This window comes from Enterobacter sp. V87_3 (genome assembly GCF_029967835.1).
Lineage (GTDB): Bacteria > Pseudomonadota > Gammaproteobacteria > Enterobacterales > Enterobacteriaceae > Enterobacter > Enterobacter cancerogenus.
On record NZ_JASCAM010000012.1, the window covers coordinates 132883 to 150429 of the forward strand.

Sequence of the window (17547 nt, forward strand, 5' to 3'; positions counted from 1 at the left end):
AGGAAGAAGTCAATGCGCAATCTGGTTAAATATGTCGGGATTGGCCTGCTGGTTGTGGGTCTTGCAGCCTGTGATAACAGCGACACGAAAACGCCTGCTCAGGGCGCGTCCGCAGAAAGCAACGCCACCGGTCAGCCGGTGAGCCTGCTGGACGGCAAACTCAGTTTCTCTCTGCCCGCAGATATGACCGATCAGAGCGGCAAGCTGGGCACGCAGGCGAACAACATGCACGTCTATTCCGATGCCACCGGGCAGAAAGCCGTGATTGTGATTGTGGGCGACGACACCAGCGAAGATCTGGCCGTGCTGTCTAAACGTCTGGAAGACCAGCAGCGCAGCCGCGACCCGCAGCTCCAGGTTGTGACCAACAAGTCTATCGACCTGAAAGGCCACACGCTGCAGCAGCTGGACAGCATCATCTCGGCGAAAGGCCAGACCGCCTACTCGTCTGTGGTGCTCGGCAAGGTGGATAACAAACTGCTGACCATTCAGATCACCCTGCCAGCGGACGACCAGCAGAAAGCGCAGACCGCCGCAGAAAACATCATCAATACCCTCGTGATCCAGTAAGTTTCACGAAGAGGACGTGGCCTCCGGTGCCTGCACCGGGGGCCATTTTTTTAGCCGCCACGTCAGCAGCAGCGCGACAGCCACCAGCCCCGCTGCCGCCAGATAGATCACCGGCACCCCCGCCCACGCCATCACCAGCCCGGCCAGCGGCCCGGTAATGCCAAGAGACATATCCATAAACACCGTGTAGGTTGCCAGGGCTGCCCCCTGGTTTTGCTGCGGCACCGCCTTCACCGCCACCACGCCCAGCGCCGGGAAGACCAGCGAGAAGCCCGCGCCCGCGAGGAAAACGCCCACTTTCGCCACCCACGGTGCGCAGGCGAACCCGGTCAACAGCAGCCCTATAAACTCCACCGCAAAGCAGATCATCGCCACGTTCAGTCCGCCCAGGCGGTTAATGCCGTTCGGGAAGAGTAAGCGTGTGCCCACAAACGCACAGCTGAACAGGGTGAGCGCAAAGGCCGCGCCGTCCCAGCCTTTAGCATCGTAGAACAGGGTGATAAAGGTGGCGATGACGCCGAATCCCGCCGAGGCCAGCGCAAGCGCCATCCCGTACGGCCACACGCGCCCCAGCACCGCGCGAAACGGCAGCGGCTTGCCTTTGCTGGCCTTCACCTTCGGGCGCGGCAGCGCGAGCACAATCGCCAGCAGCGCCACCGCCATGATGGTTATCGCCAGACCATACAGCCCGCCCCAGGCGTAGCACACCACGCCCAGCGGCGCGCCGATCGCCATCGCGCCATAGGTCACAATCCCGTTCCAGGAGATAACGCGCCCGATATGCGGTGCGCCGACCACGCCAACGCCCCACAGCGTCGAGCCGGTGCCCGCCAGGCTTTGCCCGATGCCTAAAATGACGCGCCCCAGGCAGAGCAGCACCAGGCTCACCAGCGGCAGATGGCTGGTGGTGGCCGCCAGAAAATAGCTCAGCCCGCTCAAAAAGCAGCCGCACAGCCCCACCACAACAATGCTTTTTGGCCCAAACAGATCGGCATAACGCCCGGCATGGGGACGGCTCATCAGCGTGGCGAAATATTGCAGGCTAATCACCAGCCCCGCCCAGAAGGCGCTGAACCCCATCACCTCATGGACGTAGCCCGGCAGAACCGCCAGCGGCAGGCCAATGGTCAGATAGCTGGCGAAGTTGAAAATAACAACAGAAACAATGCGCAGATTGAGGCGCAATCCGCTTAGCGCCGGTTCGGCGGCAGGTTCGGGCATGACGGTCTACCAGAGTTTTGCAACAGTGTTTCACTATTACCATGACGGGATGAGAAAATCAGCAGCGACTTTCAGATTATCGATCCAGACGAAGCGCCTGCGCCGCACTACACTTAGCGTGCAACCACATTAAGGAAAACCCATGTTAACCACCCAGCCCGACAAAGCGGGTTTACACATTCTCCTCAAACTCGCCTGTCTGGTGGTGATCCTTGCGGGGATCCACGCGGCCGCCGATATTCTTGTCCAGCTCCTGCTGGCGCTCTTTTTTGCCATCGTTCTCAACCCGCTGGTGACGTGGTTTTTACGCCGGGGAGTCAGTCGCCCGGTCGCCATCACCATTGTGGTGATTGTGATGCTGATTGTCCTGACGGCCCTGTTTGGCGTGCTTGCCGCGTCGCTAAGTGAATTCTCCACCATGCTGCCGCAATACAACAAAGAGCTGACGCGCAAGCTGGTCGACCTGCAACGAATGATGCCGTTTATCAACCTGCATATCTCGCCGGAACGGATGCTGCGCCGGATGGATTCCGAGAAGGTGATGACCTACGCCACCACGCTGATGACCGGCCTGTCCGGCGCGATGGCCAGCATTTTGCTGCTGGTCATGACGGTGGTATTCATGCTCTTTGAAGTCCGCCATGTTCCCTACAAGCTGCGCTTTGCGCTGAATAACCCGCAGATCCACATCGCTGGCCTGCACCGCGCGTTAAAAGGCGTCTCTAAATATCTGGCGCTGAAAACCTTGCTGAGCCTCTGGACCGGGGTGATCGTCTGGCTGGGGCTGGTGTTGCTGGACGTGCAGTTCGCGTTGATGTGGGGCGTGCTGGCGTTTCTGCTGAACTACGTGCCCAACATTGGCGCGGTGCTCTCCGCCGTGCCGCCCATGATCCAGGCATTTTTATTTAATGGCTTTTATGAATGTATGCTGGTCGGGGCGCTGTTCCTGGCGGTGCACATGGTGCTGGGCAATATCCTGGAGCCGCGCATGATGGGCCACCGGCTGGGCATGTCGACGATGGTGGTGTTTTTGTCGTTGTTGGTCTGGGGATGGCTGCTGGGGCCGGTCGGGATGCTGCTGTCTGTACCGCTTACCAGCGTGTGTAAAATCTGGATGGAGACCACCAACGGCGGCAGTAAACTGGCGATACTGCTCGGACCAGGGCGGCCAAAAAGTCGATTGCCGGGGTAATCCGCTTCCCGGTTAGCTATTGTGAGCAGCAATAGATTATAGTAATGGTTTCGCCGCGCAACTGTGCGGATATCTCTGTTTCGACTGAAGGCCAGACCTCTTATGTACCAGGTTTTTCTGGGAAAAATCTCCTCGCTCAGTACCGATAACTGGGCCGAAGCCCTTACCCGTTATGCCCCTGAGGGCGCACAGCGCGCCCGCTGGCTGGCGGGCCGCGGGCTGCTCTTGCGCCTGTTTGCGCCAGAGCCGTTGCCGGAGATTATCTACAGTGAACAGGGAAAACCGGGCTTTGCCGACCACTACCCGCTGTGGTTCAGCGTCAGCCACTGTGAGGATGATATTGCCCTGATCGTCAGCGATGAAGGTGACGTAGGCTGCTCGCTGGAACATATTCGTGCACAGGATAACTGGCGGACGCTCGCCAACGCCGTGTTCAGTAGTGCCGAACATGCCGAACTGGAAAATGAAGCGCCGGATAACCAGCTTGCGGCATTCTGGCGCATCTGGACGCGAAAAGGTGCCATCGTTAAACAGCGCGGCGCGCACTCGTGGCAGATTGTCAGCATCGACAGCGCCGCCCACGCGCTGCATTCGGTCAGCCAGTGTCAGATTGCGTCGCTGAGTCTTGCCGTCTGCACCGCCACCCCTTTTGCGCTTACCGCGGCGGCGGTCCATTCTGTTAACGACGCGTCGGGCGAAAAATTGTCAGCACACCCGCAATAATCAACCCGACGCCGGCCAGCCCGTGCCAGGAAAAGGGTTCGTCCCAGCCGGGGAGCACAATGGCTGCGCCCCACACCAGCACATAGCTGAGGCTCAGCAGGGCATAGGCTTTGCTGAGCGCCAGACGATGCAGCGCCAGATACCAGCAGCCCATTGATACCACATAGCCCATCAGGCCCAGCACCAGCGAACCGGTGCCCGGCGCACGGTGCCAGAGCGCCGGCATAAATACCGCGAGATCGCTGACGGGGGGCAAGGCCAACATCGCCGCGCGCAGCAACAGCTGTGCCGCGCTGACCAGAATCACACTGCATAATGCCCATAACACGCCCTTCACAGGCTTCCTCCCAGCACAATAATCCCGACGATAATCAAGCCCACGCCCAGCCAGTGGCGCGGCGAAATGTGCTCACGCCAGAGGGTTTTCGCCGCCAGCGTCACCCAGACAAAATTGAGGCTCAGCATCGGGTAGGCAATCCCGACCGGCAGATGCTGCAACACCACCAGCCAGACCAGCATCCCGCTGCCCAGCGCCAGCAGCGCAAGGCCAAGCCAGAGCGCACGGTGCGCGCCGCGCCGCCCGGTTGTTGCCGGACGGGTCGCCTGTTTCTGGCAAAGCTGGCCTGCGCAGCTCAGCAGGCTTGCCAGTATCAGCCCGATCCAGGTCATCATTGCGGGAAATACTGCAAATAAGCCAGGCGGCCCTGAACGTACAGGCTGTCCGGTTCAGGCAGCTTCGCGCGAACAAGATCGTCGTTTTTAGACAGCAGAAGCACCATCGACACCGGCCCCTGCTGGCGATGCTCCTCCAGCCACTGGGCGATCGCCTCGTTGCTCACGAAGCGCCCCTGTGCGTCGGGGTAGTTCAGGCCGTAGCGGAGTTCCCCTGCCTGACCGTAAAGAATGATGTCGTTACGCTTAAGCTCCCAGGCCAGTCCCGACGCCACGCCCACGTTGTTTGCAAGCACGAACCGGCTCTCCTGCAGCGGCACGCGCACGGTCTCGATCAGCGACTGAGGCTGCTTTGAATCCTCCACCTTGCTGGGGACGGCGAACCCAACCAGCAGCGCCAGCCCGGCCGGACAGAGCGCCGCCAGCCACCAGCGCCGCGGGCTGTCGCGCAGGGTGTACATGCCCACCGCCGCCCAGACGAGGAACGCCATGACCGCACAGAAAATTTTATACAGCTCAACGGGCGCCCAGACGGGATGCGCGGTCGGCCCCCACGGTGACACCACCAGCGCGGCCACCACGCCAAGCGCGCCGAACGCCAGGTTAATGCCCGCGTTGACGCGCAGCACCCGAACGCTTTTTTCCGCCACGGTGCAGGCATAGCGTGCCATCAGGATCGCCAGTGGTGCAAAGCACGGCAGAATGTAGGTCGGCAGCTTGCCTTTGGCGATGCTGAAGAACAGCAGTGGCATCACCACCCAGCCCAGTAAATACCACCCGTGCCCCGCCTCTTGCCTGTCGCGCCAGCCCAGACGCAGCGCGCCGGGCAGCAGCGCCAGCCACGGCAGACTACCGGCAATCAGGAACGGCAGGTAATACCAGAACGGCGCTTTATGCTGGGCATCGCTCTGCGCAAAGCGCTGGATATGTTCCACCCAGAAGAAGTAGCGCCAGAAGTCAGGTTCACGGTGCGCAATCGCCAGCCCCCAGGGCAGGACAATCAGCACGCAGCTCAGAACGGCGAGCCAGCCAAACAGCAGCACCTCTTTCCAGCGTTTGTGCACAATCACCCACGGCAGCACGCCGATGACCGGTACCGCCAGGGCGAGAAAGCCCTTGGTCATCACGCCCATGCCGCAGGCCAGCCCCAGCAGCAGATAGCCCGCCGCTTTCCCGCCGGGGCTTTTTGCCTGCGCGGCCAGCCAGAAGCTGCACATCGCGGCCACCAGCCAGAGGGTAATCATCGGGTCCAGCACGGCATAGGTCCCGATACCGTAGACCAGCAGCAGGGTTAAAAAAATCACGCCGGATAACAAGGCGACGCGCTTATCGCGCCAGAGATGCCAGGCCAGCCACATCACCAGCAGCGACGTCAGCCCGGTGGAGAAAATCGATCCGGCGCGAACGGCAAAGTTGCCGTCGCCAAACAGCCATTGCCCGATGCTGTTGATCCAGTATCCGGCAATCGGTTTTTCGAAGTAGCGAAGCCCCAGAAAATGCGGCACCACCCAGTCGCCCGAGGCCAGCATTTCGCGGCTGATTTCCGCGTAGCGCGTTTCGTCTGGCTGCCACAGCAGGCGCAGATCGACCGGAATGAGGTAGTAAACGATAAACAGGGCAAGAAGTGCTGCGCCATAACGGGCTGTTTTCATAGTCCCGAACTCACGGTTTGTTGATAGCCAAGCCAGCCTTCCCGGCCAGCCATTTCACGACGAACTATTTTGCCGGGCGGCAGGCTCTGGAGGTCGTCCGGTAACAGCGCGCTCAGCGGGCAAAACTGAATGCCCTCCCGCGCCGCCATCGTCAGGAGCGCATCGAAATCCTGCTGATACGCAATGCCTTCGACCTCAGCGTGGATGGTGTAGACCGGCGTCCCGGCATCGCGATGCATGGCGTCCAGAATGAAGCGATTAAAGCCGTCGGCACAGACCTCGCGCCCGACCACCTCGTCCCAGGTGGGAAGCGTGACCGGGATTTGCACGGTGCCGAAGCGGTTCTCGCCTAACAGCGGCAAAAACGGCCCGGTGCCCCGGCAGTCGCTGTTGTAGTGAAAGGCGAACGGCTCTTTGGCTTTCACCACCCGCTGATCGGCCCGCCACCCGGCCACCGCCGAGCAGCGAACAGGCTGGCCGGTAATCGCTTCCAGCTCCAGCATGCCGCGATCCACCTCGCGCGTCAGACGCGGTATGTCCCAGACCCCGGCCCACGCCTGCCAGGCGTGGTGATCCCAGGCGTGAAGCCCCACCTCATGATCGCGCGCGGCGTCGCGGATAACCGCTTCATTGCCTGCCCCGATACGTCTGCCGGGCCAGGCGGTGCCGGCCAGTAAAATATCCCAGCCGTAGAGAGATGCTGCGCGCGAACGCAGCATTTTGAACAGAAAGGCCGGTTTAACCAGGCGCCACAGGTGACGCCCCATGTTGTCTGGCCCGACGCTGAAGAAAAAGCTGGCCTGCACGCCGTGCTTGTTCAACAGCGCCAGCAGCCGTGGCACGCCGTCACGCGTGCCGCGAAAGGTGTCGACATCAATGCGTAAACCGACTTTTTTCATGAGGCCTGTTCCGATAGCTCCACGGTGCGCAGGAAGAAATCGAGCGTTTCATCAATGGTTTGTTCCATCTGAATGGTCGGCGTCCAGTTCAGACAACGCTTCGCATTGCGGATGCTGGGCTTGCGGTGCTCAACGTCCTGATAACCTTTGCCGTAATAGCTGCTGCTTTCCACTTCGCGGAAGCCCGCAAACGGCGGGAAGCGATCGCGCAGCGGGTGGCGCTCAAAGCTCGCCAGCAGCATCTCGGCCAGCTCACGAATGCTCGCTTCGTTATCCGGGTTACCGATGTTGATGATCTCGCCGTTGCAGCGGTTATCCTTGTTTTCAATGATGCGGAACAGCGCCTCGATGCCGTCGCTGATATCCGTGAAGCAGCGCTTCTGCTTACCGCCTTCAATCAGCTTGATAGGCGACCCTTCCACCAGGTTAAGGATCAGCTGGGTGATGGCGCGCGAGCTGCCGATGCGCGCCGCGTTGAGGTTGTCCAGCCGCGGCCCCATCCAGTTAAACGGACGGAACAGGGTAAAGCGCAGCCCCGCTTTTTCGCCGTAGGCCCAGATCACGCGATCCAGCAGCTGTTTGGACACGGAGTAGATCCAGCGCTGCTTGTTGATCGGCCCGACCACGAGGTTCGAGGTGTCTTCGTCGAAGTTGTTGTCGGTGCACATGCCGTACACTTCCGAGGTCGACGGGAAGATGATGCGTTTATCGTATTTCACGCAGTCGCGGATAATCTTCAGGTTTTCTTCGAAGTCCAGCTCGAACACGCGCAGCGGGTTACGGGTGTACTCGATCGGGGTCGCAATCGCCACCAGCGGCAGCACCACGTCGCATTTCTTAATGTGATATTCGATCCACTCGGAGTGGATACTGATATCCCCCTCGACGAAGTGAAAACGCGGGTTGTCGAGGAAGCGGCCGATCGCATCGGATCCAATGTCCAGACCGTAGATCTCGTAGTTGTCGTCCCTGAGCAGACGCTCGGTCAGGTGGTTGCCGATAAACCCGTTCACCCCAAGGATTAACACGCGCGTGCGGCGCTTAATAGCAACAACCGGCGCGCTGGTGATCAGTGCCCCGGCAACCAGACCGAGCGACTGCGCCAGCTGCGCGCCCTGCACGTACAGGCCGCTGTCGGTTTGCCCGGTGACGATCTCCAGCGCCTGTTCGCCGCAGCTGATGATCAGCGGCGAGGCGGAGACAACGGTGCCCGGCCTGGCGGCAGGAATATCGTCACGCACCCGGGATTTCCAGACGATAAATTTGCTGACCCCGGCGAAGCTGTACGCCCCCGGCCACGGGTCGGTCACGGCGCGCACCAGGTTGTGCAGCTGTCGCGCCGGTTTATGCCAGTCCAGACGCCCGTCTTCCGGCGTGCGGCGGCCAAAGCAGCTGGCCTTGCTCTCGTCCTGGGCGATTTCGCTGAAGGAGCCGTTCAGAAGCGTCGGCAACGTATCACGCAACAGCGTTTGCGCCGCAGCACAGAGCTTATGATGAAGTTCCAGGGCGGTATCGTCAGGGCCGATGGCCACACGCTGCTGCGCGACGATCGCCCCGGCATCGGCGCGGTTGACCATGCGGTGCAGGGTTACGCCGGTTTCCGTTTCGCCGTTAACCAGCACCCAGTTCAGCGGTGCGCGGCCGCGATAGGCGGGCAGCAGGGAGCCGTGAAGATTAAACGCCCCGTTTGTCGCCACGCTCAGGATCTCGTCGCACAGCAGGCTGCGGTAGTAGAACGAGAAGATCATCTCCGGGGCGATCTTGCGGATGCGGTCAACCCACAGCGGATGGTTTACGTCATCCGGGGCGTAAACCGGGATGCCGCGCTCGGCCGCAATACGCGCCACCGACCCGAAGAAGGTGTTTTCACCGACGGCATCCGGATGCGTAAAAATGGCAGCAATGTCATAGCCTGCTTCCAGCAGGGCCAGTGTGCCCGTGCACCCCATATCGTGATAGGCAAAGACGACAGCTTTCATGGGTGTTTTTCCTCTTGAGACGCTTTGTGTTCCTGACGGACAACACGTTGAATAAAGTAGCGCGGACGCGCGCGAACATCGTTGTAGATTCGGCCGATATACTCACCCAGCAGCCCCATACCGATAAACTGGGCGCCGATGAACGTGAACAGCACGGCAAATAGCATAAAGACCCCTTCCGCCGCCCACTGCGGGCCAAAGACCAGACGCAGAACGACCAGCAACACGGAAAGCGCAAACCCGGCGAGCGCAATCACGCTGCCGAAGACGCTCAGCAGACGCAGCGGCGTGGTGGTCAGGCAGGTGATCAGGTCATACATCAGGTTGATCAGCCGCATGAAGCTGTACTTCGACTCCCCGTGCTCGCGCTCGGCGTGCAGCACCGGGATCTCCGTGGCCTTACGGGCAAAGGTGTTCGCCAGAATGGGAATGAACGTGCTGCGCTCGTGGCAGTGCAGCATGGCGTCGACAATATGGCGGCGATAGGCGCGCAGCATGCAGCCGTAATCGCCCATCGCCTTGCCGGTGGTGCGCTGGATCAGGCGGTTGATGGTGCGTGACGCCAGCTTGCGGAAAAGACTGTCCTGGCGGTTCTGCCGCACGGTGCCAACCACGTCATAACCTTCATCGGCTTTGGCAACCAGGCGCGGGATCTCCTCCGGCGGGTTTTGCAGGTCGGCATCCAGAGTGATGACCAGATCGCCCGTCACGTGGCTGAAACCGGCCATGATCGCCGAGTGCTGGCCGTAGTTACGGTTCAGCAGCACGGCGACAATGTGGCTCCCCGGCTCGTTCGCGGCGTCGGTGAGCATGTGGGCGGAGTCGTCGCTGCTGCCGTCATCCACCAGCAAAATTTCGTATGCCTTGCCCAGCGTCTCGCAGGCAGCCGTGGTGCGGCGCAGAAGCTCAGGCAGGCTCTCCTGTTCGTTGTAGACCGGGATCACCACGGAAACTTTCTGTACGGTCGGGGCGCTGAACATATCAATGTCCTGCAAGCTGATGGAGCGCGGTAATGACGCGGGTTGTGTCGTCATGGGTCATATCCGGGAAAAGAGGGAGGGAACAAATGCGCGCGCTATTCCATTCGGCGTTCGGCAGTGAGACATCCGGGAAACGCTCGCGGTAGTATTTTTGCGTGTGTGCCGCGCGAAAGTGCAGGCCGGTGCCAATGCCCTTCTCTTTCAGCGCGGCCATCAGGCCATCGCGGGATATCCCACAGCGCGCTTCATCCACGCGAATGATAAACAGGTGCCACGCATGCAAGTGCGGCCACGCCGGAATGCGCAGCGGCTGGAAGGGCGTATCAGAGAGTTCATGCAGGTAGCGGTCGGCAATGTCGCGGCGACGCCGGTTGGCCTCTCCGAGCTTGCCCAGCTGCACCAGCGCCAGCGCGGCGTTGATATCCGCCAGGTTGTATTTGAAGCCGGGGGTAATGACCTCCGCCTGCGGCGCGCGGCCATGGGTCTGCCGGTCATAGGCATCCACGCCCAGGCCGTGAAACTTCAGGCTGCGGATGTTCTGCGCCAGCTGTTCATCGTCCGTGACCACCAATCCGCCCTCGGCGCAGGTCATGTTTTTGATGGCGTGGAAAGAGAAGATCGCCGTGCCCTGATGGCCGACGTGCTGGCTTTTGTAGTAGGTTCCTGCGGCGTGTGCGGCGTCTTCTACCACCGGAATACCGTGGCGTTCAGCGATGGCACGGATCCCGTCGATATCACACGGCGCGCCGGCATAATGGACCGGCACAATCGCTTTGGTACGGGGCGTTATCGCCGCCTCGACCGCCTGCGGCGTGACCATCAGCGTATCCCGGTCGACATCGATCATCACTGGCGTCGCGCCCAGCAGAACGATCATGTTCAGCGTCGACACCCAGGTCAGCGAAGGGGTGATCACCTCGTCGCCGGGGCCAATGCCCAGCGCCATCAGCGTAACGTGCATCCCGGCGGTGGCGGAGCTGACGGCAATAGCGTGGCGGTTGCCCGTCAGCGTGCAAAATGCCTCTTCAAGCGCCTGGTTTTTGGGGCCTGTGGTGATCCAGCCAGAGGTTAATACCTCCTGCAGCGCCGCTAATTCCTCCGGCCCCATCGACGGGCGGGAAAAAGGCAAGAAATCACTCATCTTTAATTTCCTTGAGATGTGAAAAGCATTTTTTGGATATTAACCAAAAGCCGGTCCGTTTATTTCAACGAACCATAAACTCATCTCAAGGTAATGCTGATTTCTTAGGAAAAAATTAAGAAGGGAGTTATTTAAATGCGGGAATTCAATTTAAACCATTAGTAAACAAGAGCTTAGTATTAATATGAATTATTTAATTTGTGCGCTGCGTTAACATTTGAAAATATTTTCCTAAACCGAAGGTCAACCAATAAAAGAAAATCCCGGCCATTTGAATAAATAACAAATGCGCCGGGAACTTTTCATTTACGTTAATTGTCGCGCTTAGTTTAAATTAGCGGGAAAGTTTTCTGGCAGCTCGCTGGCCGCGCAGGCAATAACGCTGTCATCATTTGGACCACAGTCTCGCACAAAGGTGATGGTCGCAAATTCATCGATAACCTCGGTCGGATAGGCCGGGCCGGCATCGCGGTAGGCATTCATCTCTGGAATGTGATCGTTCTGGAAGCAGACGGTTTTTTCCGGATTATTCATCACCCAGCGTGGGAAGAAGATGGTGCCGTGGAACAGTTTGTCGCCCAGGTTCGCAATCAGACTGACGTCGGTACCGGTAGGTTCGGTCCAGGAGATTTTGTAGATGCTTTCCCCAACACGGACGATATACGCCTGCTGATCTTTAACCCAGCGGTTGCCCACCAGACCGCTGTGGATACGGTAGTCGAGGGTATTTTCGTTTTTGACGTAAATTTCGTAGTTCCAGCCGTTATCGTAGGTATAGACCAGGTGTTTACCCACAAAGCCGCTTAAGTCGTGTTTGTCGAAGTTGCTCATAATGTGTCTCCTTTGTTTTGATGAACGTATCGTACCCCTTCAAAAATCAAATGAATAACGCTATGTTTGAATCAAATTAATTCAAAATTTAGATGAGTTATGCACAAGACAACGCTTGAACAGTGGTCATTACTGGAAAAAGTGGTAGAAGCCGGCAGCTTTGCCAAAGCGGCAGAGCTGACAAACCGCAGCCAGTCATCCGTAAGCTACAACCTCTCTTTACTGCAGGAGCGCATCGGCGTGGCGCTGCTGGTGGCGGAAGGGAGACGGGCCGTACTGACGCCCGCCGGGGAGCAGCTGCTGAGCCAGGTGAAACCCCTGCTTAAAGGCTTTACCTACCTGGAGACGCGCGCGGCCACCCTGCGTAGCGGAATGCGCACCCGCATCGACTTAATGGTAGACAGTATTTTCCCCCGCCGCCGCCTGTTTGCCATTTTGCGTCAGTTCCAGCAGCGCTATCCGCACACGCAGGTCCGGCTGACCGAGGTGCTGGAAAACGCCAGCATTGACGTGGCCGCCAGTGAAGCCGACATCATGGTGTTAACCCGGCGTCAGGACATCACCGGGCTGGGCGAATGGCTGATGAACATCGATTTTGTCGCCGTCGCCAATCGTAATCATCCGCTGTTTACTCTCGACGCACCGCTTAACGATGACATGCTGCGCCCGTGGCCGCTGATCCAGATTGCCGATAGCCACACGGCGGCGCGGGATGCAGGCGGCTCCTGGACCTTCTCCACTATCGATGCCGCCATCGAAGCGGTGATTTCGCAGGTGGGCTACGGCTGGCTGCCGGAGGAGCGCATCCAGACCCAGCTTGAACAGGGGGTGCTTAAAACGCTGCCGCTTAGCCACGGCGTGCGTCGCGCCACGCCGCTGCATCTGATTGTGAAACGCACGCTCACGCCGCTGGACGAGCAGGTCGAGACGCTGCTGCGCCTTTTTAGCCCGGCTCCGTAAATTGCACCTGCTACGCTTTAAGGTCTGAATGTTGATAACGATAAGGAGCCGATAATGAAAATCGATTTTGCGGGGAAAGTGGCGCTGGTCACCGCCTCAACGGGTGGAATTGGGTTTGCCATCGCCCGGGGGCTGGCTGAAAGCGGCGCAGAGGTGATCGTTAACGGCCGGAGCACCGAATCGGTCAACCAGGGAATTCAGGCGCTCCAGCAGGTGGTGCCGGGCGTACAGGTTCGCGCGGCGATTGCCGACCTCAGCACGCAGGAGGGCGTCGATAGCCTTCTGAAGGTGGCCCCGAGCGTCGATATTCTGGTGAATAACGCGGGCATTTACGGGCCGCAGGATTTTTATTCCACCGACGACGAGACCTGGGAACGCTACTGGCAAACCAACGTGATGTCCGGCGTGCGCCTTGCGCGTGCCCTGCTGCCGGGCATGGTGCAGAAAGGCTGGGGCCGCGTGGTGTTTATCTCATCGGAATCCGCACGCAATATTCCGGCAGACATGATCCACTATGGCGTGACCAAAACGGCGCAACTCTCGCTGGCGCGCGGGCTGGCAAAATTTGTCGCGGGAAGCGGCGTGACGGTAAACAGCGTTCTGCCCGGCCCGACGATGTCGGACGGCTTTGCCGCCATGATGAAAGACGAAATGGAAAAGACGGGCAAATCGCTGGAGCAACTGGCAAAAGAGTTCGTGATGGCGAACCGCCCCAGCTCGGTTATCCAGCGCGCAGCAACGGTTGAGGAAGTCGCCAGTATGGTGATCTACGTCTGTTCAGAGCAGGCCTCCGCCACCTCCGGCGCCGCGCTGCGCGTGGATGGTGGCGTGGTGGATGACATTCTCTAAAGCCGTCAGGACAGGCTGCCCGCCACCCGGCGGGCGGTAATGTAGCGATCCTGCCAGTAGTTATCGGTCAGGGTGGAAACCGTCACCCCCTGGCTGCTTGAGGCGTGAATAAACTGGCTGTTGCCAATGTATACCCCAACGTGTCGGCGGTGCGGCCCGGTCTGGAAGAAAACCAGATCGCCGGCTTTCAGGCGGTATTGCGCCACCTGCACGCCACGCTGAATCTGTTCCCCGGTCGTGCGCGGCAGCGTGAGATGCGCCGCGTCGCTGAACAGATGCTGCATCAGTGCCGAGCAATCCACCCCGCGATGCGTCGTGCCCCCCCACCGATACTGTGTCCCTTTCCATTTCTGGTATTGATCGATAATTCGGGAACGTAGCGGCCCCGACGCTTGATGAACCAGCGCCGCACGGGCGGATGATGCCGCAAACGGGCTGTGCGGCAAGAGCATTGACGCAGGCAACTGAAAACTGAAGGCCGAAAACGAAGCAAAGGTTAACGAGAGTACTGAAATAAGATGTTTAAAATTCATAACCAAAAGCAGCAGTGAGTGATTTTTTCCTTACGCGTGGAGGCCAACGACCCCCTGAAAATATCTTTCGATGCGGCGATAATATAGCCAGCTCATTTTTTACCCAATGTTTATCGGATCCAATTTCGGACAGGCTTGCCATGTCGCAAGATCGAGAAAAAAAGGCGTGTGGTTTACGGACTGTGGCGTTAAAACAGGTAAACTAATGAGCAGAATGTGTATTTCAGTTAAGACGTATTTATGACCAATATGATTGCCGACGAGGCAGTAGCCAAGTCCAGCGTCCTCTCAGTCTTTGACTTTGATGGAACATTGACGCACCACGACAGCTTTATCCCCTTCCTGCGTTTCGCGTTTGGTAAGCGTTACTTTGCGGGCCGCCTGGTACGGATGGCGCTTCCTACGCTTCACTGTGTGCGCCGCAGGTTAACGCGTGATGAGCTGAAAGAGGTGCTCATCAGGACGTTCCTGACGGGGGTGGATGAGCGCTGGTTACGCCAGCAGGCGGAAGCGTTTTGCGAAAAATACTGGAACAAGCTGATGCGCCCGGAAGGGGTGATGGCCGTGGCGGCTGAGGTGAATGCCGGTGCGGAAGTGACCATTTGCTCGGCGTCTCCGGCTCTGGTGCTGCAGCCGTGGGCGGACAAGCTCGGCATTAAGCTGATCGGTACTCAGCTTGAAGTGAAAGACGGCAAGCTGACCGGGCGGATCACCGGGCATAACTGCCGCTGTGCGCAGAAGGTCGCGCGCCTGGAAAAAGTGTATGGCAACCTGAGCGACTACCACCTGCGCGCCTGGGGCGATACCCGTGGTGACCACGAACTGCTGGCGGCCGCCCAGGACCCGCACTGGCGGCATTTCCATCACCCGCGCAAGCGTCGCAATTCGCCGATCAAGTAATCTTTGTTGCCGGGCCTACGTTAGCATCGCAGGCCCGGTAAGCGAACATCAGGCTTCACGTTTCCCCGGGAACATCACGCTCGCAATAATCCCCAGCGCCAGCACGCCCAATACCACGAACAGGCTGGCCGTCGCGCCAATGCTGTACCCGTGGTGCCAAAAGTGGTCGGTGGCATTCAGCCCCAGCTTAAACGCCACAAAGAACAGCAGCAGGATAACCGCTTTCTCCAGATGCACCAGGTACTGCTTCAGCGCCTCGAGCACGAAGTAGAGCGTACGCAGGCCCAGAATGGCGAACATCATCGCGCTGTAGATAATCAGCGGTTCACGGCTCACGGCGATGATCGCCGGAACGGAGTCAAACGCGAACATCACGTCGGACAGCTCCACCACCGCCACGCAGAGCAGCAGCGGCGTGGCGTAGCGCTTCGCCTTTTTCACGCGCCCAACCATGACGTCGCGGTTTTCCGGTTTTTCCAGCTCCGCATCCACCTCTTTCTGCGTCAGGATAAATTTGTTGCTGCTGATTTTTGGCCAGACCGGATAAAAACGCTTCACCAGCCGATAAGCCAGATGACCGGAGTAGTCCTCGACTTCATCGCTCTCTTCGTTGCGTCTGAGCATCATGACCGCCGTCCAGCCGACAACCAGCGCGAAAATCACCTCTACGTATGGCCCCAGGCTCAGCAGGCTGGTGCCGATGGCAACGAAGATACCGCGGAACACAATCGCCCCCAGCACGCCCCAGTAGAGCACGCGGTGACGGTATTTATCCGGCACGCCGAACCAGGCAAAAATCGCCATCATCACAAACAGGTTATCGACGGAGAGCACCTCTTCCAGCGCGTAACCGGTCAGGAACAGGCTGGCCATCTCCGCGCCGTGATGCACATACAGGAACCCGGCGAACGCCATCGCCATCATGACCCAGAAGATGGACCACATCGCGGCGCTTTTCAGTGAGACAGGTTTATCGTGACGGTGCATAAAGAGGTCGATAAACATCGCCCCAACGGCCATCACCACAAAGACAACAACGGTTTCCGTTGGGAAACCGAGATGAGCAGAGGACATACGTCTTTCCTTAAAAAAATTATTCTGCGGCCAGCGCCTGCGCGCAGGCCCAGGCACTTGACCATGCCCACTGGAAGTTATAGCCACCCAGCCAGCCGGTGACATCCACCACTTCGCCGATAAAGTAGAGGCCCTTCACGTCACGCGCCTCCATGGTGCGGGACGATAACCCGTCCGTATCCACGCCGCCAAGCGTCACTTCTGCCGTGCGGTAGCCTTCGGTACCGTTAGGCTGAACGCGCCAGTGGGTCAGCGTGTCGACCAGCGCCTGCTGCTCGCGGCCATTAAGCTGCTTGAGCGACACATCCGGGATTTGCCCCAAAAGCTGCAGGCACTCGACCAGACGCTTCGGTAGCTGCATCGCCAGGGTGTTTTTCAGGCTCTGGTTCGGATGCGCGGCGCGCTGCTCGCTGAGGAAGCTGTCGAGATCGCAGTCCGGCAGCAGATTGACGGTCACGAACTCACCCGGCTGCCAGTAACTGGAGATCTGCAACACCGCCGGGCCTGATAACCCGCGATGGGTAAAGAGTAGATTCTCGCGGAACATCGTGCCGTTTTCTGCGGTAATAACCGAAGGCACCGAGACGCCAGACAGCGTCTGAAGTTGCTCCAGCAAGGGTTTATGCAGCGTGAACGGGACCAGCCCGGCGCGCGTGGGCAGCACCTTTAGGCCGAACTGCTCGGCCACCTTGTAGCCAAACGGCGATGCGCCCAGACCGGGCATTGACAGGCCGCCGCTGGCGATCACCAGATTATCAGCGCTAACCGTTTCACCGTTGAGCTGCAGCGTATAGCCCTGCTCGTCACGGGACACCGCCAGCACCTCGGTGCGCAGACGCGTCACCACGCCGCCCTTCTCACACTCGGCCACCAGCATATCGACAATCTGCTGCGCGGAGTCATCGCAGAACAGCTGTCCCAGCGTCTTTTCGTGCCAGGCGATGCCGTGCTTGCCCACCAGGTCGATAAAATCCCACTGGGTGTACCGCGCCAGCGCCGATTTGCAAAAATGACGGTTTTGGCTCAGATAGGCCGCGGGTTCAACGTACAGGTTGGTAAAGTTGCAGCGCCCGCCGCCCGACATCAGGATCTTACGGCCTGGTTTTTTACCGTTATCCAGCAGCAACACGCGACGACCCGCCTGTCCGGCCATTGCCGCACAAAACATACCCGCCGCACCGGCGCCAATTACCACGGCATCAAACCTTTCCACGTCTAAATCCTCATCGTTAACTGCCGCGGATTGTAAAGTTTCCTATGTGGTCACACCAGCGTAAAAAGATATTACAAAGCCATTCCATTGAAATTTAACGAATAACCTTTCTGGCATATTTCTCAAAACAGGTGGTATGTCAAAAAAAGTCTATATTT

Annotated in this window: 18 protein-coding genes; 6 read left to right on the forward strand and 12 right to left on the reverse strand. The window is 59.1% G+C overall.

Annotated elements, in window-relative coordinates; translation table 11 throughout:
* Positions 1-12: 12 nt before the first annotated feature.
* The gene (locus QLG21_RS04795; protein WP_006177958.1) at positions 13-570 is read left to right on the forward strand and encodes a DcrB family lipoprotein; all 558 of its coding nucleotides are present in this window, start codon (positions 13-15) and stop codon (positions 568-570) included.
* A gap of 3 nt (positions 571-573) precedes the next feature.
* On the opposite strand, the gene QLG21_RS04800 is transcribed toward QLG21_RS04795, so the two are convergent.
* A complete protein-coding gene (locus QLG21_RS04800; protein WP_282483973.1) occupies positions 574-1791 on the reverse strand; it encodes an MFS transporter in 1218 nt (405 codons plus the stop codon).
* 142 nt (positions 1792-1933) lie between these two features.
* On the opposite strand from QLG21_RS04800, the gene QLG21_RS04805 reads away from it, so the two are divergent.
* The gene (locus QLG21_RS04805; protein ID WP_006177963.1) at positions 1934-2983 is read left to right on the forward strand and encodes an AI-2E family transporter; all 1050 of its coding nucleotides are present in this window, start codon (positions 1934-1936) and stop codon (positions 2981-2983) included.
* A 102-nt stretch (positions 2984-3085) separates the two neighbouring features.
* Entirely contained in the window at positions 3086-3706 is a 621-nt protein-coding gene (gene acpT / locus QLG21_RS04810) for a 4'-phosphopantetheinyl transferase AcpT (RefSeq protein WP_282483974.1), read from the forward strand.
* Here the strand turns inward: acpT and arnF are convergent.
* The 8 genes from arnF to QLG21_RS04850 form a co-directional block, all read right to left on the reverse strand.
* On the reverse strand, positions 3663-4043 hold the full coding sequence (gene arnF, locus QLG21_RS04815; RefSeq protein WP_282483975.1) for a 4-amino-4-deoxy-L-arabinose-phosphoundecaprenol flippase subunit ArnF: 381 nt from the start codon (positions 4041-4043) through the stop codon (positions 3663-3665). The two genes, acpT and arnF, sit on opposite strands and share 44 nt — an antisense overlap.
* The gene (arnE, locus tag QLG21_RS04820) at positions 4040-4378 is read right to left on the reverse strand and encodes a 4-amino-4-deoxy-L-arabinose-phosphoundecaprenol flippase subunit ArnE (RefSeq protein WP_046886803.1); all 339 of its coding nucleotides are present in this window, start codon (positions 4376-4378) and stop codon (positions 4040-4042) included. Before arnE ends, arnF begins: the two co-directional genes overlap by 4 nt.
* A complete protein-coding gene (gene arnT / locus QLG21_RS04825) occupies positions 4375-6030 on the reverse strand; it encodes a lipid IV(A) 4-amino-4-deoxy-L-arabinosyltransferase (RefSeq protein ID WP_282483976.1) in 1656 nt (551 codons plus the stop codon). Before arnT ends, arnE begins: the two co-directional genes overlap by 4 nt.
* Positions 6027-6929, reverse strand: coding sequence for a 4-deoxy-4-formamido-L-arabinose-phosphoundecaprenol deformylase (gene arnD, locus QLG21_RS04830; RefSeq protein ID WP_282483977.1), 903 nt, complete (start codon positions 6927-6929; stop codon positions 6027-6029). Before arnD ends, arnT begins: the two co-directional genes overlap by 4 nt.
* Positions 6926-8908: a bifunctional UDP-4-amino-4-deoxy-L-arabinose formyltransferase/UDP-glucuronic acid oxidase ArnA gene (gene arnA, locus QLG21_RS04835; RefSeq protein WP_101738437.1), complete on the reverse strand. Its 1983-nt coding sequence runs from the start codon at positions 8906-8908 to the stop codon at positions 6926-6928. Before arnA ends, arnD begins: the two co-directional genes overlap by 4 nt.
* Positions 8905-9888, reverse strand: a complete 984-nt coding sequence (arnC, locus tag QLG21_RS04840) for an undecaprenyl-phosphate 4-deoxy-4-formamido-L-arabinose transferase (RefSeq protein WP_042321668.1) — start codon at positions 9886-9888, stop codon at positions 8905-8907. The genes arnA and arnC overlap by 4 nt, the downstream gene beginning before the upstream one ends.
* Before the next feature lies 1 nt (position 9889).
* Positions 9890-11029 carry a UDP-4-amino-4-deoxy-L-arabinose aminotransferase gene (gene arnB / locus QLG21_RS04845; protein WP_088209254.1) on the reverse strand — a complete coding sequence of 380 codons (1140 nt, stop codon included), beginning with the start codon at positions 11027-11029 and terminating at the stop codon, positions 9890-9892.
* A 324-nt stretch (positions 11030-11353) separates the two neighbouring features.
* Positions 11354-11860, reverse strand: coding sequence for a phenolic acid decarboxylase (locus QLG21_RS04850; RefSeq protein ID WP_006177976.1), 507 nt, complete (start codon positions 11858-11860; stop codon positions 11354-11356).
* A 99-nt stretch (positions 11861-11959) separates the two neighbouring features.
* Here QLG21_RS04850 and QLG21_RS04855 point away from each other — a divergent pair, with 99 nt between their 5' ends.
* The gene (locus QLG21_RS04855; protein WP_282483978.1) at positions 11960-12820 is read left to right on the forward strand and encodes a LysR family transcriptional regulator; all 861 of its coding nucleotides are present in this window, start codon (positions 11960-11962) and stop codon (positions 12818-12820) included.
* A 54-nt stretch (positions 12821-12874) separates the two neighbouring features.
* Positions 12875-13669 (forward strand): SDR family NAD(P)-dependent oxidoreductase, encoded by a 795-nt coding sequence (locus tag QLG21_RS04860; protein ID WP_006177979.1) that lies wholly within the window; start codon positions 12875-12877, stop codon positions 13667-13669.
* 5 nt (positions 13670-13674) lie between these two features.
* Here the strand turns inward: QLG21_RS04860 and QLG21_RS04865 are convergent, their stop codons facing one another.
* Positions 13675-14202: an NlpC/P60 family protein gene (locus QLG21_RS04865; protein WP_006177980.1), complete on the reverse strand. Its 528-nt coding sequence runs from the start codon at positions 14200-14202 to the stop codon at positions 13675-13677.
* Between the two features lie 240 nt (positions 14203-14442).
* On the opposite strand from QLG21_RS04865, the gene QLG21_RS04870 reads away from it, so the two are divergent.
* On the forward strand, positions 14443-15102 hold the full coding sequence (locus tag QLG21_RS04870; RefSeq protein ID WP_137903849.1) for an HAD family hydrolase: 660 nt from the start codon (positions 14443-14445) through the stop codon (positions 15100-15102).
* 48 nt (positions 15103-15150) lie between these two features.
* On the opposite strand, the gene QLG21_RS04875 is transcribed toward QLG21_RS04870, so the two are convergent.
* Together QLG21_RS04875 and QLG21_RS04880 are read right to left on the reverse strand one after the other, a co-directional pair.
* Positions 15151-16176: a TerC/Alx family metal homeostasis membrane protein gene (locus tag QLG21_RS04875; RefSeq protein WP_282483979.1), complete on the reverse strand. Its 1026-nt coding sequence runs from the start codon at positions 16174-16176 to the stop codon at positions 15151-15153.
* Positions 16177-16195: 19 nt separating this feature from the next.
* Entirely contained in the window at positions 16196-17389 is a 1194-nt protein-coding gene (locus QLG21_RS04880; RefSeq protein WP_101738442.1) for an NAD(P)/FAD-dependent oxidoreductase, read from the reverse strand.
* Between the last annotated feature and the right edge of the window lie 158 nt (positions 17390-17547).